Origin of the sequence: Streptomyces sp. C36 (genome assembly GCF_040932295.1) — a bacterium.
Lineage (GTDB): Bacteria > Actinomycetota > Actinomycetes > Streptomycetales > Streptomycetaceae > Streptomyces > Streptomyces triculaminicus.
This window is the reverse complement of record NZ_JBFQGI010000007.1, coordinates 41,121-57,541: the sequence shown is the minus strand read 5'-3', so window position 1 is coordinate 57,541 and position 16,421 is coordinate 41,121. Positions and strand designations below refer to the sequence as shown.

The 16,421-nt window shown below is 71.7% G+C and carries 12 protein-coding genes and 1 pseudogene; 10 read left to right on the top strand and 3 right to left on the bottom strand.

All coding sequences use genetic code 11. The annotated features are described in order from the left end of the window. Positions 1 to 38 precede the first annotated feature (38 nt). Positions 39 to 692, top strand: a complete 654-nt coding sequence (locus tag AB4K12_RS21530; protein WP_368435747.1) for a TetR/AcrR family transcriptional regulator C-terminal domain-containing protein — start codon at positions 39 to 41, stop codon at positions 690 to 692. Here AB4K12_RS21530 and AB4K12_RS21525 read toward each other — a convergent pair. The 3 genes from AB4K12_RS21525 to AB4K12_RS21515 all read right to left on the bottom strand — a co-directional run bounded on the left by AB4K12_RS21525 (position 670) and on the right by AB4K12_RS21515 (position 4,356). Continuing rightward, positions 670 to 1,833, bottom strand: a complete 1,164-nt coding sequence (locus tag AB4K12_RS21525) for an acyltransferase family protein (protein WP_368435746.1) — start codon at positions 1,831 to 1,833, stop codon at positions 670 to 672. The two genes, AB4K12_RS21530 and AB4K12_RS21525, sit on opposite strands and share 23 nt — an antisense overlap. 115 nt (positions 1,834 to 1,948) lie before the next feature. Next, entirely contained in the window at positions 1,949 to 3,349 is a 1,401-nt protein-coding gene (locus tag AB4K12_RS21520; protein ID WP_368435745.1) for a polysialyltransferase family glycosyltransferase, read from the bottom strand. Next, complete coding sequence (locus AB4K12_RS21515; RefSeq protein WP_368435744.1) at positions 3,349 to 4,356, bottom strand: glycosyltransferase family 2 protein; 1,008 nt, start codon at positions 4,354 to 4,356, stop codon at positions 3,349 to 3,351. Before AB4K12_RS21515 ends, AB4K12_RS21520 begins: the two co-directional genes overlap by 1 nt. A gap of 223 nt (positions 4,357 to 4,579) precedes the next feature. Between AB4K12_RS21515 and AB4K12_RS21510 the strand changes: the two genes are divergently transcribed. The 9 genes and pseudogenes from AB4K12_RS21510 to AB4K12_RS21470 all read left to right on the top strand — a co-directional run bounded on the left by AB4K12_RS21510 (position 4,580) and on the right by AB4K12_RS21470 (position 16,417). Then, entirely contained in the window at positions 4,580 to 5,869 is a 1,290-nt protein-coding gene (locus tag AB4K12_RS21510; protein ID WP_368436078.1) for a DUF6716 putative glycosyltransferase, read from the top strand. A gap of 38 nt (positions 5,870 to 5,907) precedes the next feature. Continuing rightward, complete coding sequence (locus AB4K12_RS21505; protein ID WP_368435743.1) at positions 5,908 to 7,209, top strand: NTP transferase domain-containing protein; 1,302 nt, start codon at positions 5,908 to 5,910, stop codon at positions 7,207 to 7,209. Positions 7,210 to 7,308: 99 nt separating this feature from the next. Beyond that, positions 7,309 to 8,247 carry an N-acetylneuraminate synthase family protein gene (locus tag AB4K12_RS21500; RefSeq protein ID WP_368435742.1) on the top strand — a complete coding sequence of 313 codons (939 nt, stop codon included), beginning with the start codon at positions 7,309 to 7,311 and terminating at the stop codon, positions 8,245 to 8,247. Positions 8,248 to 8,257: 10 nt separating this feature from the next. Continuing rightward, entirely contained in the window at positions 8,258 to 9,505 is a 1,248-nt protein-coding gene (locus AB4K12_RS21495) for a hypothetical protein (protein ID WP_368435741.1), read from the top strand. 113 nt (positions 9,506 to 9,618) lie between these two features. Further along, positions 9,619 to 10,851 (top strand): amidohydrolase, encoded by a 1,233-nt coding sequence (locus AB4K12_RS21490; protein ID WP_368436077.1) that lies wholly within the window; start codon positions 9,619 to 9,621, stop codon positions 10,849 to 10,851. A 130-nt stretch (positions 10,852 to 10,981) separates the two neighbouring features. Further along, a complete protein-coding gene (locus AB4K12_RS21485) occupies positions 10,982 to 12,013 on the top strand; it encodes a BMP family ABC transporter substrate-binding protein (protein ID WP_362252872.1) in 1,032 nt (343 codons plus the stop codon). 248 nt (positions 12,014 to 12,261) lie between these two features. After that, positions 12,262 to 13,773: pseudogene (locus AB4K12_RS21480) on the top strand (ABC transporter ATP-binding protein); the annotation flags it as partial. Between the two features lie 248 nt (positions 13,774 to 14,021). Then, a complete protein-coding gene (locus tag AB4K12_RS21475; RefSeq protein ID WP_086572622.1) occupies positions 14,022 to 15,128 on the top strand; it encodes an ABC transporter permease in 1,107 nt (368 codons plus the stop codon). Beyond that, positions 15,125 to 16,417: an ABC transporter permease gene (locus AB4K12_RS21470; protein ID WP_368435740.1), complete on the top strand. Its 1,293-nt coding sequence runs from the start codon at positions 15,125 to 15,127 to the stop codon at positions 16,415 to 16,417. Before AB4K12_RS21475 ends, AB4K12_RS21470 begins: the two co-directional genes overlap by 4 nt. Positions 16,418 to 16,421 lie beyond the last annotated feature (4 nt).

The following is a 16,421-nucleotide window of genomic DNA, read 5'->3' as shown; positions in this document are numbered from 1 at the left end:
AGTGCCCAGCCTGAACTGAACGTTGTTAAGCTGTCAAGGTGGCACCTCGAATCGATCGCGCCCAAGTGGCCGACACCGCGCTCCGCCTGCTGAACGAGGTGGGCCTCGAAGGCCTGACCCTGCGCAGGATCGCCAAGGAGCTCAACGTCCAGGCTCCGGCCCTTTACTGGCACTTCGAGAACAAACAGGCGCTGCTCGACGAGATGGCGACGGAGATGTTCCGCCGCATGGAGGGCCCCATCGCCGCGATCGACCGCGGCTCGTGGCAGGCCTTCCTGGCCGGGACCATGCGCGGGCTGCGCCGCTTCCTGCTCGGCTACCGCGACGGCGGGAAGGTCTTCGGGGGCACGCGCTTCACCGACAGCGGCCACGCGGGCTCGGTCGAGGGCATGATGCGCGTGCTGGTGGACGCCGGGTTCGCGCCGCGTGCCGCCGCCCGGGCCATGTTCACCGCCAACACCTACACGATGGGCTACGTGATCGAGGAGCAGTCCGTCTATCCCGTGCCCGGCGGCGAGCGCGACCCCGCCTACGACCTGGAGGACCGCACCCTGACGATGGAGGGGTACCCGCTCGCCACCGAGGCGGGGTACGAGTTCTTCGCGAACCTTGACCGCGGCTTCGAGGACGGCCTGCGGGCCGTCATCGCCGGGATCGAGGCCACGCTGCTCAAGCCCGCGGCCGGCGGCTGACGCCCGTGCCGCGCGGGTCGATCGCCCCGCGCAGCACAGGCGTCAGCCGGCGCTCCACCCACCGGTGCAGCACCCACGCCAGCACCAGCATCACCAGCAGCGTCAGCCCGAACGTCACGTACGACGGCAGCCCCAGGCCCCGGTGCAGCCCGCCGATCACCACCCAGCCCAGGTGCTCGTGCACCAGGTAGAAGGGGTACGTCAGCGCCCCCGCGAACGGCAGCCACCGCCACCGCGCCCACCGCGTGCCGCCCAGGGCCACCGCCGCCACGGCCGCGTAGCCCAGGGCGAGGACGGCGATGATGACGTAGGGCGAGCGGTACGAGAAGTAGTGCGGGTTCGGCGGGTGCCACAGCCCCGCCACCGCGTAGTGCTGGCCCAGCAGGAAGCTCACGGCCACGATGCCCCAGGCCACGGCGTCATGGCCGAAGCGGTGGACCAGGTACAGGCCGATGCCGCCGATGAAGAACATGGAGTGCTCCGGCATGAACACCACGCGCAGGAACTCCACATGGGACGCCGTCGTGACGACCGTCATCAGCGTCCACACCGCGCAGAACAGCACTACCCGCCGACGCGTCGCCCCCGGCAGCACCACGAACAGCGCGAACAGCGCGTAGAAACGCACCTCCGCCCACAGCGTCCAGCACACCCCGAGCACCCGGTCGGCCCCGGCCGGCTGCTGCAGCATGGTGAGGTTGACCAGCACGTCGCTCGCCGGCACCGGCGTGTACGGCACCCACGGCAGCGCGAAGACCAGGGTGACCAGGACGATCGCGGCCCAGTAGGCGGGGTAGAGACGGGCGGCCCGGGAGGCGAAGAACGAGCGCAGCGGGCGGCCCCAGCCGCTCATGCAGATCACGAAGCCGCTGATGACGAAGAAGATCTGCACCCCGAGACAGCCGTAGGCGAAGGCCGTCGACAGGTGCGGGAACTCATGACGCGGCGAGGCCCCCCACGCCCGGCTGACGTCGCCGTCCCGGCCGCCGTAGTGGTAGAGCGCCACCATCAGCGCGGCGACCAGCCGCAGGCCGTCCAGGGCGTACAGCCGCCCACCGGAGTCCTTCCGCCCGGCCGCCGCCTTGCCGGCGCTTCGTTGTTCCGGGGGCCGTACGGTGCTCGGGGCCTGGACCGTCGTCATGCGGAAGTCGCCATTTCTATAAGGCCCATGAGGGCTGTAGGCCCATGAGGGCTGCAGGGCTATAAGGGCTGTAGGGCTGTAAGGGGCCGCACCACGCGCCGGGCCTGGACGGTCCTCATGCGGAACCCGCCGTCTTCTTCCGCTTCAGCAGCCGCCTGCGCACCGCCCGCGCCCGGCGGGCCACCGTGCGGACGGCGGGGTGGCGCGGCAGGAAGGCGAGCTGGGAGGGGACCGCGCCGGGCAGCGCGAGCGAGGTCAGGCGGCGGCGCTTGAAGTAGCGCCGGGTACGGGCGTCCAGGTGCGCGGAGAGGTAGCGCTCGGCGGCGGGGCGCAGGCCCGGGTGGATGCGGGGCTGCATCGCGTAGCCGACGGCGGCCAGCAGGGCCTGGAGCCGCTCGGGGCCGTCGGGCTCCCGGCCGCCGCTGTCGCCCCGGCCGTCGTCGTCCTCCCGGCCGCCGTCGTCCTCGAGGCCGGGCAGCAGCGCGTCCACGATGGTCACGGGGACGCGGTTGCTGTTCTCGTACGGGGCGAGGCGCTCGAGCAGCAGGTCCGTGCCCGCGCGGGCGACGGGCAGGCCGTAGAAGGCGCGAGCGGTGAACAGCGCGGTGGAGAAGCAGGCGACGACCAGGGCGGGCCGCAGCCGGTGGCAGACCACCTCGGCCAGGACGGGCGTCTCCAGGAGGGTCAGGTCCGCGCCGAGCCGGTCCGCCTCCTCCTCCAGCAGCCGTGACCAGCGGGCGGGGGCCGAGGGGTGCGGCTTGAAGAGCAGCGTCCGGTGGCCTCGGGCGACGGCCCCGCGCAGCATGCTCATGTACAGCCGTTCCTCCTCCTCGGGGGTGAGGATGTCCAGCGCCGAGAGGTACTGGCCCAGGAGCAGGGCGGCGCCCTCGGGGGCGTCGGGCAGGCCGGCGGCGGTCGCGTCCGAGAGTTCGGCGAGGACCTTGGTGAAGACCTCGTTCGGCACGATCTCCGGTTCGACCCCGAACTCCGTGAGCAGCAGGGGCTTCAGGCCCGGCACCAGGTCCACGTGGAGCAGGCGGCGCACGCGGGTGCCGATGAGCGGGTCGAGCCTGCTGCGTGTGGGGCCGTAGCTCATCAGGCCGTCGGCGTAGACGTCCAGGGGCGCGTCGGGGAACAGCTGGGCGAGGGCGAGGGCGGGGTTGACCTGGAGGGATTCCAGGACGATCTCCACGTCGTCGGTGCCGAGCCCCCACAGCAGCCGCAGGTGCCGCTCCCACAGGGGCGCGTCGTCCGGGCGCGGGGACCAGCCGGCGGGGTGGAAGGGGCTGATGGTCTCGTTCCAGGACAGCACCCCGTCGAAGCGGGTGCGCAGCCGTTCGAAGCCGGGGGCCTCGTCGAAGGCGGGGGTGGTCTCGGGAACGGCGGCGGTGTTGGCCACGATCAGCAGCCGGCGGTCGGCGGCGGGGAGGAGCCCGGCGTCGAGGGCCGCGGCGAGGGTGGCGGCGCCGTAGAGCGTCGAGGCCATGAGGAGCTGGGTGCGGGCGGGCGCGGGCATCAGGCGGCCACCTCCGGGCCGGCGGCCGCGGGCCGCGGCGCCGGGATCACGGCCGCCCGGCGGCGCAGCCGGCGCAGGCGGGCGGCACGGTCCTCGTCCATGGAATCGAGGGCGTCCCGGAGGAGTTCGGGAGGCATGCGTTTCATGGCGGCCACGCTCATCGAACGCAGTTTTCCGGCGACGGCCGGTTCGAATCGTTCGATCGATCCGAGATGGTGCGAAATAATCGCACAGTACGTACGAACGGCCTTCGGGAGGAGCTTTTCCGCCTCCGGGTCGCGAGCCGTTTCCGCCAATACGGTGTCGAACGCGCGAATGAAATCCAGCTGCCGTACGTCACCGATCTGGGTGAGTGATGTGGCGACCCCGCGCCGGTAGAACACCCCGAGCAGTCCGCTGACCGCGAAGGACCGTGCCTCGCGGTGCAGCCGCCAGATCCAGGGCCGGTCCTCGGCGGTGCGCAGGCCGGGCACGAAGTGCAGCAGGCCCGCGTCGAGCAGCCGCCGGTGGTAGAGGCCCGCCCAGGCATAGGGGTAGTCGACGGAGGTGGAGCGGCCGGCGGGCAGTATCCACTCGCGCGGGTGGAGGGCGACCCCGCGGCGGCCGACGGGCACCCGGTGGACGGTCCGGTTCCGGCCGGTGCACTGCACGTGGTCGGTCCGGACGAAGTCGACCTCCAGGTCCTCGGCGACCCGCAGCAGCCGCTCGTAGTGGCCGGGCGCCAGCCAGTCGTCGCCGTCGAGGAAGGTGACGTAGCGCCCGCGCGCCGCGTCGAGCCCGGTGTTGCGGGCGGTGGCCAGCCCTCCGTTCGTCTCGTGGCGCAGGAGCACGGCTCCCGGCAGGTCCCGCGCGGCGCGCTCCAGCACCCCCGGCGTGCCGTCCGTCGAACAATCGTCGACGAGAAGGAATTCGAAGTCCTCACGCGCGTTCGCACGCAGACTTCTCAGGGTGTCGGGGGCATATGTCTGCACGTTGTAGAACGGCACGACGACGGAGAGCTTGACCACGCGCGTGACGCTATGTGCCGCCCCGGCATTCGTGTCGACGCCGAGCGCAAGCGCAGGTGAACGAAGCGCGGCGGATTTGTGAACCACCCCGTTCCGTCAACCGATTCGCCGATCGTCGGTGTGCTGTTTACCGGCTGTTGAAGCCCCGTTGGGCAACGAAACGGAATGGATTTCTATCGTCGGCGACGTGCACTCACGTACCGATTCCCCGCCCCGGATCGCGGTGCTCGCGGACTCCGACACCCGGTGGAAATGGGGGGCGCTCACCGCGCACCGGATCGCCCCCGGCGGCCGGCTCGACGGCTTCCTGCTGCGCGGCCGCGCGACGCCCACCGTCCGCCAGCTCGCCGAGGTCGGCGTCCGCGCGGACGCGCTGCGCGAGGTCACCGGAGCGGAGTTCACGGCCGCCGCCGGCCGGGACCGGTACGACGTTCTCGTGCTCTCCTGCGTCGGGGGCGCCGTCCACGCCCTGCTGCACGGCCTCGCCCACGCCTGGGGCCCGGCCCCCGCCCGCCCGGTCGTCGTCACCGGCTACGTCGGCGTCGTCTACGAGAAGCTCGCCGACGGCCTGCTGCTGCGGCACGGCGCGGACGTCGTCCTCGCCAACTCCCGCCACGACGCGGAGCGCTTCCGCGCCGTGTACGCCGGAGCGGGCGCCCCCGCGCACAGCGTCATCGAGTGCGCGCTGCCGTTCCTCGGCGGCGAGCCGTACGCCGGGCCGTCCCAAGGCCGCCCGTACACCGTGGTCTTCGCCGCCCAGCCGTCCGTTCCCGACGGCCGCGCCGACCGGACCTACCTGCTCGAACGCGCCGCCCGCCACGCCCGCCTGCACCCCGAGAGGCAGGTGCTGATCAAGCTGCGCAGCAAGCCCGGCGAGCACACCACCCACATCGAGGAACACCCCTACCAGAAGCTCGCCGCCCGCCTCCCCGGCGGACTGCCCGCCAACTGCCGCCTGGTCTACGGGCACATGGGCGAGGTCCTCGACGCCACCGACCTGCTGGTGACGGTCAGCTCCACGGCCGCCCTGGAATCCCTCCACCGCGCGATCCCCACCGCCGTCCTCACCGACCTCGGCGTCCGCGAACCGCTCGGCAACCACCACTTCCTCGGCTCCGGCTGCCTCGTCTCCTGGGACGAGCTCGACGCCGGCCGCCTGCCCGAGCCCGACACCGGCTGGACGGCCCGGCAGGGCGTCGCGCCCGACGGCTCGTACGCGCACGCCTTCGACGCCGCCCGCGAGCGCGTCGCCGACCTCGCCGCCCGCCCCGCCCTGCCCCCGCTCGCCCCCTACTACACCCCCCGCACCGCCCCCGGCTACCTCCCCGCCGTCCTCGCCCGCTACGGCTTCGACCCCCAGGGGCGCCCCCTGCCGGGGCGCGCCGCGCCCGGACGGCAGGAGAGCGCGCTGCGCCGCGCCACGCGCGAAGCCCTGCGCGACGCGGCGCGCGGCGCCTACCGCCACGGGGTGCAGCGCGTGGCGCCCGTCATCCGCCGACTGGGGGAGCTGTGACGCCCCCGCCGGCCACCCGACACCCCAAGGAGCACACGATGTCCGCCCCACCGGCCGTCCTGGCCGTCATCCCCGCACGCGGCGGATCCAAGGGCGTGCCCTCCAAGAACCTCGCCGCCGTCGGGGGAGTGCCGCTCGTCGCCCGCGCGGTCCGCGAGTGCCGGGCCTCCCGCCTGGTCACCGACGTCGTCGTCTCCACGGACGACGCCGCCATCGCGGACGCCGCCCGCACCGCGGGCGCGGCCGTCGTCCGGCGCCCGGCCGCCATCGCGGGGGACACCGCCACCAGCGAGGCGGCGGTGCTGCACGCCATGGACGCCTACGAGGCCATGACCGGCCGCCCGGTCGGCACGGTCCTGCTGGTGCAGTGCACCAGCCCCTTCCTCACCCGCGAGGACGTCGACGGCGTGGCGGCGGCCGTCGTCGAAGGGGGCGCGGACAGCGCCCTGACGGCGGCGCCCTTCCATGGCTTCGTCTGGCGGGAGGAGACGGACGAGGGGCGCACGGACCGGCCCGCCGCCGTCCCCGACCGGGCCGCCGCGCCCGCGTCGGACCGCCCCGCCACGGGGGCCCGCGGCGTCAACCACGACAAGGCCCACCGCCCCCGCCGCCAGGACCGCCCCCAGGACCTGCTGGAGACCGGCGCCGCCTACGCCATGCGCGCCGAGGGCTTCCGGGCCGCCGGCCACCGCTTCTTCGGCCGGACCGAGCTCGTACGCACCGACGCCGCCCGCGTCCTGGAGATCGACGACCCGCACGACCTCGACCGCGCCCGCGCGCTCGCCCCGCTGCTCGACGCCGGAGGCCCCGCCGCCCTGCCCACGCTGGAGGACGTCGACGCGGTCGTCCTCGACTTCGACGGCACCCAGACCGACGACCGCGTCCTCATCGACGCCGACGGACGCGAAATCGTCGCCGTCCACCGCGGCGACGGGCTCGGCGTCGCCGCGCTGCGCCGGGCCGGGCTGGAACTGCTGATCCTGTCCACCGAGACCAACCCCGTCGTCGCCGCCCGCGGCCGCAAGCTCGGCATCCCCGTCGTCCACGGCAGCGAGCGCAAGGACGCGGCGCTCAAGCAGTGGTGCGGCGAGCGCGGCATCGACCCGCAGCGGGTGCTCTACGCCGGCAACGACGTCAACGACCTGCCCTGCTTCGGCCTCGTCGGCTGGCCCGTGGCCGTCGCCGGCGCGCACGGCCCCGTACGCGCCGCCGCGCGCGCCGTGACCGCAGCGCCCGGAGGCTCCGGCGCCGTCCGCGAGATCGCCTCCTGGCTGCTGGGCCCCGCCCTCGACGGGGGCCTCGACAAAAGCGGCGAGGCCTGCACCAGGGCCGCCCCGTAAACCGCGGGCCCCCGCCTCACACCCCTTCCCCTTCCCCTTCCCCGTCTTCTTCCCCTTCCCCCGCACCCTCCCTCCCTCCCGTGAAGGAACAGCCACCTCATGACCTCCGCCCCGCGCAGCGGCACCCGCACCCGAGTCCTCGGCGACCGGCCCGTCGGCCCCGGCCACCCCGTCTACGTCACCGGTGAGATCGGCATCAACCACAACGGCGACCTCGACAACGCCTTCGCCCTCATCGACGCCGCCGCCGACGCCGGCTGCGACGCCGTGAAGTTCCAGAAGCGCACCCCCGAGGTCTGCACCCCGCGCGACCAGTGGGACCTCGAGCGCGACACGCCGTGGGGCCGTATGACGTACATCGACTACCGCCACCGGGTGGAGTTCGGCGAGGAGGAGTACCGCCGCATCGACGCCTACTGCCGCCAGATCGGCATCGCGTGGTTCGCCTCCCCGTGGGACACCGAGTCCGTCGCCTTCCTGGAGAAGTTCGACGTGCCCGCGCACAAGGTCGCCTCGGCCTCCCTCACCGACGACGATCTGCTGCACGCCCTGCGGGCCACCGGCCGCACGGTGATCCTCTCCACCGGCATGTCCACCCCGCAGCAGATCCGGCACGCCGTCGAGGTGCTCGGCAGCGAGAACATCGTGCTCTGCCACGCCACCTCCACCTACCCGGCCAAGGCCGCCGAGCTCAACCTGCGGGTGATCAACACCCTGCAGGCCGAGTACCCCAACGTCCCCATCGGCTACTCCGGCCACGAGACGGGCCTGCAGACCACCCTCGCCGCCGTCGCCCTCGGCGCCTCCTTCGTCGAGCGGCACATCACCCTCGACCGGGCGATGTGGGGCTCCGACCAGGCCGCCTCCGTCGAACCCGGCGGGCTGCAGCGGCTCGTCCGCGACATCCGCGTGGTCGAGGAGTCGCTGGGCGACGGCGTCAAGCGGGTCTACGAAAGCGAGCTGGGCCCGATGCGCAAGCTGCGCCGGGTGCCCGGCGTCGTCGCCGAGGCGGGCGACCGCGAACCCGTAGCGGTCTGACGGGCGCCCGGTGACCACGCCCGAGGGGCCGGCGTCCGGCCCGGCCCCCGAGGCGGCGGCCGCATCCCGCGGCCCCGCCCGCCGCCTCAGGGGCCCCCGGCGCGCCGGGGGCGACGACGCCCCCACGCTCGCCTTCGTCGAAAGCCCCGTACAGCTGCTGAACGTCCTCGAGTGGGCGTACCGCGCGGGCCGCTACGCCCCGCAGTCCGGCGGCCCTCCCGGCGAGGCGCCCCCGCTGCGCGACGGCGTGCCGCGCCAGCCCGGGCGGCGGGACATCACCCCCCTGGCCGGCGATCTCCTCGTCGTCGTCCTCGCCCCGCACGACCCCACGACCCGCGGCCAGCTGCGCCGGATGGCCGAGCTGGCACGGGACCAGGGCCACCGGGTGCGCTGGGAGGAGGCCCGGGGCGGGCCGGGGGCGCCGTTCGCCACGGTCGGCGCGCTCGCCGGACCGCTGCGCCGGGCCCGCCGGGTGGTCATCGGGGATCCGTTCTCGCGGTACGTCCAGCTGCTGCTGACCCTCGCCCGGGCCCGGGAGCTGGTCGTGGTGGACGACGGCACCGCCACGATGGAGTTCGTCTCCCAACTGGCGCGGGGCGAACGCCTCGTGCGCTGGCACCGGCGCCGGGGGGCCGGCGGATGGGGGGCGCGCGAGCTGCTTCTCGCGCCGGTGTCTGCTTCGGCGCGCCGGAAGCTGACTCCGAACAACCGCCGTTCGGTGGAGGTCTTCACCTCCATGCCGGTGGAACCGCCACCCGGAGTGACCGTCACGGCCAACGACTTCGCCTGGACCAGGGCCACCTACGGCCCGCCCCGGCTCACCCGCGGCACCGACCTCGTGGGCACCTCCCTCGTCGAGACCGGCGTCGTGGACCCCGAGCGCTACCTGGAGGCCGTGGCCGCCCTGGCCCGCGCCCACGGCGCCACCCGCTACTTCGCGCACCGCCGCGAGTCCCCCGACAAGCTGCGCCGGATAGCCTCCGGCCTGGGCCTTCAGGTCGTACGCCCCGAACTGCCGCTGGAGCTGATCGCGCGCCGCGGCCCCATCGGCCGCACCGTCGTGAGCTTCCCGTCCACCGTCGTGCACACCCTCCCGCTGGCCCTGGCGGGCACGGGCGTGAGCGTCGCGGTGTGCGACATCGACCCCGCCTGGCTCACCGAACACGCCTCGCCCCGTGCTGAGGACTTCCTGTCCGGAGTGACCGGCAGCGCGCGCGATGTGCGTCGGTTGCCCTACGCATCCGCGTCTACGACGTAGGCCGTAAATACGGGTCATACCCCTCGGTGGACCCATCCATGCGGCTGAACTTTTCTTGATTGAGGGACAGTTGCCCCATTCGGGGCTCTACCCTTCGCAGGGTGAACCATCTGATGCCCTGCGAAAGCGACTCCGAAACCGCCCGTGGCGAACTGCCCGGTGTGCTTCCCTCCGGGCTGCGCGAGGAACTCATCGCGTTCCGCCGGGACTTGCACATGCATCCCGAGCTGGGAAAGCGCGAGTTCCGTACCACCGCGGCGCTCCGGGCGAGGCTCGAGAAGGCAGGGCTCAGACCGCGCACCCTCACCGGTGGCACGGGGCTCGTCTGCGACATCGGGCGCGACGGCGCCTCGTACGCCACCGCCGGCCGCCCCGTGCTCGCCCTGCGCGCGGACATCGACGCGCTGCCGATCCCGGACACCAAGACCGTCTCCTACCGCTCGACGGTCCCCAAGATGGCTCACGCCTGCGGTCACGACGTCCACACCACCGTCGTCCTGGGCGCGGGCCTGGTCCTCGCGGACCTGGCCGAAAAAGGCCTGTTGCCCCACCCGGTGCGGCTGATCTTCCAGCCCGCCGAGGAGGTACTGCCCGGCGGCGCCCTCGACGCCATCGAGTGCGGCGTGCTGGACGGTGTGGACCGGATCCTGGCCGTGCACTGCGACCCCAAGGTGGAGGTCGGCCGGATCGGGCTGCGCACCGGAGCGATCACCTCCGCCTGCGACCGCCTCGAGGTCACCCTGGCCGGCGCCGGCGGCCACACCGCCCGCCCCCACCTGACCACCGACCTGGTGACCGCCGCCGCCCGGGTGGCCACCGACGTGCCCGCCGTGCTCGCCCGAAGGGCCGACGCCCGTTCGGGTCTCTCCGTCACCTGGGGGCGGCTGGTGACCGGGCACGCCTGCAACGTCATCCCGCAGCACGCCGAGCTCGCAGGCACCGTCCGCTGCCTTGACCTGCGCACCTGGCGGGAGGCGCCCGACCTGGTGCACGCCGCCGTCGACGAGGTCGCCGGCCTGCACCGTGCCAAGTCGGAGATCAACTACACCCGTGGCGTCCCGCCCGTGGTGAACGACGCCGAGGCCGCCGGACTGCTGCGGAACGCCATGACCGCCCGCCGGGGCCGGTACGCCGTGGAGGACACCGAGCAGAGCCTCGGCGGCGAGGACTTCTCCTGGTACCTCGAGCGGGTTCCCGGGGCCATGGCACGGCTCGGTGTGCGCCCTGTGGGCGATTCGACCCTGCGTGATCTGCATTGCGGAGATTTCGACGTGGATGAGAAGGCGATCGAGGTCGGAGTGGAGCTGTTCACGGCCGCCGCGATGCTGGATGGCAACCGTATGTAGGCAATCCGGTCAAGTCTGGTTAACGACGAATCGATAACGGCTTGCAGGCACCCCTTTTATCTGCATCTACGCGCGTTACGATTCCCGCGAACCAGCGCCAATGGAGGCGCTTCGAGTGAAGGGGCCCCTCGTGCGCCGGGTATCCACCATCGCTGTCGCGGGCATCAGCACCGCGGCTCTCGCATTCACTCTCACCGCCTGCGGTGAGTCCTCCACCGAGTCCAGCGACTCCAAGGCCAAGGGCGTCGGCCTGGCGTTCGACGTCGGTGGCCGTGACGACCACTCCTTCAACGAGTCCGCCGCCCGTGGCGTGGACAAGGCGGAGAAGGAGCTGGGCGTCAAGTCCAAGATGATGACCGCCAAGAACGGCGAGACCGAGGCGGACCGCGAGCAGCGTCTGTCCTCCCTCGCCGAGGCCGGTTACAACCCCGTCATCGGCGTGGGCTTCAACTACTCCAAGTCGATCGAGAAGGTCGCCAAGGACTTCCCGAAGACCAGCTTCGCGGTCGTGGACTCGGTTGCCCCGGGCAAGAACATCGACAGCATCACCTTCGGTGAGCACGAGGGCTCCTACCTCGCCGGTGTCGCCGCCGCGCTGAAGTCCAAGAACCACAAGGTCGGCTTCATCGGTGGCGTGAACAACGCGCTGATCCAGAAGTTCCAGGCCGGCTTCGAGCAGGGCGCGAAGGACACCGACTCCAAGGTCGAGATCACCTCGCAGTACCTGTACCCGAACAACGACAAGGGCTTCAACGACCCGGCGGCCGCCAAGGAGAAGGCCAAGGGCATGCTCGACTCGGGCGTCGACGTGATCTACACCGCGGCCGGCCTCTCCGGCAACGGCTCGATCGAGGCCATCGCCGGTCAGAAGGGCGCCTGGGCGATCGGCGTCGACTCCGACCAGTACCAGCAGCCGGGTCTGGACAAGTACAAGGCCTCGATCCTCACCTCCGTGGTGAAGAACGTGGACGTGGCGGTCTTCGACCTCATCAAGAGCGTCAAGGACGGTAAGCCGCTGACGGGCCCGCACCCGTACCTGCTCAAGGACGGCGGCGTGTCGCTGGCCACCTCCGGTGGCTTCATCGACGACATCAAGGACAAGGTCGAGGCCGCGAAGAAGAAGATCGCGGACGGCCAGGTCAAGGTCCGCACCACCCCGTGATCACAGGCCGGTGCTGACCGGCCCGTAAGGACTGCGGGCCCGGCGGCGAGGAGCGATCCTCGCCGCCGGGCCCGTACATACGCGCCAACGCTACGCGCGTAGCACTTCATTGACGCGTGTAGCGTCGCCTCCGCCCAGCCGGACCTCTCCGTTACCCCGCACGGCCCAATCCGGCTCCCGCTCCCTTTCTCCGAGGAGAGTGCGCCATCAAAGCGTCCACCAAAGAGCCCAGCAGTACCGCCCCAGCGGTGGAACTCGCGGGTATCACCAAGCGGTTCCCCGGTGTCGTGGCCAACCACGACATCCACCTCACGGTCCGCCGCGGCACCGTCCACGCCCTCTGTGGCGAGAACGGCGCCGGCAAGTCGACCCTGATGAAGATCCTCTACGGCATGCAGAAGCCGGACGAGGGCACGATCACCCTGGACGGCGAGCAGGTCACCCTGCACACGCCCGCGGACGCCATCTCGCGCGGCATCGGCATGGTGCACCAGCACTTCATGCTCGCCGACAACCTCACCGTCCTCGAGAACGTCGTCCTCGGCGCCGAGAAGCTGCACGGCATCGGCGGCAAGGCCCGCGCGAAGATCAAGGAGATCTCCGACGCCTACGGCCTGGGCGTGCGCCCCGACGTCCTCGTCGAGGACCTCGGCGTCGCCGACCGCCAGCGCGTGGAGATCCTCAAGGTCCTCTACCGGGGTGCCCGCACGCTGATCCTCGACGAGCCGACCGCCGTCCTGGTGCCGCAGGAGGTCGACGCGCTCTTCGACAACCTGCGCGAGCTCAAGTCCGAGGGCCTCACGGTCATCTTCATCTCGCACAAGCTCGGCGAGGTGCTCTCCGTCGCGGACGACATCACCGTCATCCGCCGGGGCACCACCGTCGGCACCGCGGTGCCCAGCGAGACCACGCCCAAGCAGCTCGCCGAGCTGATGGTCGGCGAGGAGCTGCCGTCGCCGGAGACCCGTGAGTCCACGGTCACCGACGTGCCGATGCTCACCGTCGACGGCCTGCACCTGTCGGCCACCGACTCCGACGGCGTCGTCCGCGCGGTGCTCGACGGCATCTCCTTCACCATCCACAAGGGCGAGGTCCTCGGCCTCGCGGGCGTGGAGGGCAACGGCCAGGCCGAGCTCGTCGAGGCCATCATGGGCATGCGCACGCCGGACGGCGGTGTCGTCACCCTCGACGGCGCCGACATCACCAAGGCGCCCACGCGCAAGCGCCGCGAGGACGGCATCGGGTACATCCCCGAGGACCGTCACCGCCACGGCCTGCTGCTCGAGGCCCCGCTGTGGGAGAACCGCATCCTCGGTCACGTCACCGAGAAGCCCAACAGCAAGCGCGGCCTCATCGACATCAAGGCCGCCCGCGCCGACACCGAGCGGATCGTGCGCGAGTACGACGTGCGCACCCCCGGCATCGAGGTCACCGCGGCCTCGCTCTCCGGCGGCAACCAGCAGAAGCTGATCGTCGGCCGTGAGATGAGCCACCTGCCCAAGCTGCTGATCGCCGCGCACCCCACCCGGGGCGTGGACGTCGGCGCGCAGGCGCAGATCTGGGACCAGATCCGCGAGGCGCGCCGCGAGGGCCTGGCCGTGCTGCTGATCTCCGCGGACCTGGACGAGCTGATCGGCCTCTCCGACACCCTGCGGGTGATGTTCCGCGGCCGTCTGGTCGCCGACGCCGACCCGGCCACGATCACTCCGGAGGAGCTGGGCTCGGCCATGACCGGCGCCGCGTCCGGCCACCTGGAGCACCAGGAGGACGGCGAGGACGGCAAGGACGCCGATCCGGCGGAGCCGGCGGAGAAGCCCGAGGCCGACAAGCCCGAGGCCGACAAGCCCGAGGCCGACAAGCCCGAGGCCGAGAAGCCGGAGACGGCGGAGAAGCCGGAGAAGGGCGACGAGCCCAAGGCCGACAAGGCCGAGGCCGAGCCCGAGGCCGACAAGGCCGACGAGAAGAAGTCCGACAAGAAGTCCGAGAAGAAGGAAGGCGGTGACGCGAAGTGAAGAAGTTCGACAAGGACAAGCTGATCCTGGGTCTGGCCGCCCCGGTTCTGGCGATCGTGGCCGCGCTGGCCATCACCTCGATCATCATCGCCGCCACCGGCCAGGATCCGTTCCACGCCTATGAGGTCATGATCGACTTCGGCTCCAAGGCCGACAGCCAGGTCTGGATCATCAACAAGGCGACGCCGTACTACCTGTCCGCGCTGGCCGTGGCCATCGGCTTCCGGATGAACCTGTTCAACATCGGCGTCGACGGCCAGTACCGCATCGCGGCCTTCTTCGCCGCCGTCGTCGGTGGCGCGCTGACGCTGCCGGGCATCATCCAGATCCCGGTGATCATCATCGTCGCGATGATCGTCGGCGCGATCTGGGCGGGCATCGCCGGTCTGCTGAAGACCACGCGCGGTGTCAACGAGGTCATCAGCACGATCATGCTGAACGCCATCGGCGCCTCGATCATCGGTTACTTCCTGCAGGACGGGCGGCTCGCGGAGAAGGAGGGCAACCTGATCCACACGCCCTACCTGCCCGACTCCGCGCAGTTCTTCGAGATCCCGACCCAGCCCAAGCCCATCTACGGCTTCGTCGTGATCGCGGCCCTCGCGGGCGTCGCCTACTGGTTCGTGCTCAACCGCACCCGCTTCGGCTTCGACCTGCGCACCGTGGGCCGCTCCGAGTCCGCGGCCCAGGCCAGCGGCGTCAGCGTCAAGCGCATGGTGATCACCGCCATGCTGCTCTCCGGCGCCATGGCCGGCCTCGTCGGCATGCCGACCCTGCTCGGCGTGTCGTACAACTACGGCACCGACTTCCCCGTCGGTATCGGCTTCACAGGCATCGCCATCGCGCTGCTCGGCCGCAACAACCCCATCGGCATGGCCCTCGCGGCCCTGCTCTGGGGCTTCCTGGAGCGCACCGGCACCCAGCTCGAGTTCGAGGGCTACGCCCAGGAGATCGTCGGCGTGATCCAGGGCGTCATCGTCCTGTGCGTCGTCATCGCCTACGAGATCGTGCGCCGGTACGGACTCAAGGTCCAGCAGCGCAAGGTCGGCGAGGAGCTCGCCGCCCAGGCCCGTAAGAGCGACAAGGCGGAGGTTTCCGCGTGAGCACCACCTTCACCGCCGCGCTCTCCGAGCGACTGAGCGGCAAGAACAAGTCGGCCGGTGGGAGGCGCAAGCTCTCCTACCCCGTCGTCCTGCTGATGATCGCGGGCGCGCTGCTGCTGCTGTCCGCCCTGCGGGTCATCACCAGCGCCGAGGACCTGACCTCCTCCGGCCAGTGGAGCGGCGCCCTCGGCGCCGCCGTGCCGATCGGCCTCGCCGGCCTCGGCGGCCTGTGGGCCGAGCGGGCGGGCATCGTCAACATCGGCCTCGAGGGCATGATGATGCTCGGCACGTTCTGTGCCGGCTGGATCGGCTGGCAGCACGGCCCGTGGGCGGCCGCCCTGGCCGGTGTGATCGGCGGCGCCATCGGCGGCGTCGTGCACGCCATCGCCACCGTCACCTTCAACGTCGACCACATCATCTCCGGTGTGGCGATCAACATCCTGGCGCTGGGCTTCACCCAGTACCTGGCCAAGATGTGGTTCGGCGCCGAGGGCAGCGCGGCGCAGCAGGCGGGCGGCAACGACAAGCAGTCGCCCGTCATGGAGAACATGGGCCACTTCTCGGTCCCCGGCCTGTCCGACTGGCTGCAATCGATCGAGAAGCACCACTGGTTCTTCGTCTCCGACATCGCCGGCATCCTCAACGGCCTCGTCTCCGACGTGTCCTGGCTGACCATCGTCGCGGCGCTGCTGTTCGTCGGCACGTTCTTCGTGCTGTGGCGCTCGGCCTTCGGCCTGCGCCTGCGGTCCTGCGGCGAGAGCCCGGTGGCGGCCGAGTCCCTCGGCGTCAACGTCTACACGTACAAGTACGCGGCCGTGGTCGTCTCCGGCGCCCTCGCGGGCCTCGGCGGCGCGTTCCTGGCCATCGGCACGCACATGTACTCCGACGGTCAGACGGGTGGCCGCGGCTACATCGGTCTCGCCACGATGATCTTCGGTAACTGGCGTCCGGGCGGCGTCGCGATGGGCGCCGGCCTGTTCGGCTTCATGGACAGCCTCCAGCTGCGCTCGGGCGGCCCGACCGTCCACGCGCTGCTGCTGCTCGTCGCCGTGCTGCTGATCGGCCTCGTGGTGTGGCAGCTGAAGAAGGGCAAGAGCAAGCAGGCGATCGTCAGCGCGATCGTCGTCGCGGCGCTCGCCGCCTGGTACCTGCTCACCACCACCGTGCCGCTGGAGTTCGTCGACGCCACCCCGTACGTCGCGACCCTGCTGGTGCTGTCGCTCTCGGCGCAGCGCCTGCGGCCGCCGAAGGCCGACGGTCAGCCCTACCGGAAGGGTCAGGGCAAGTAGTGAG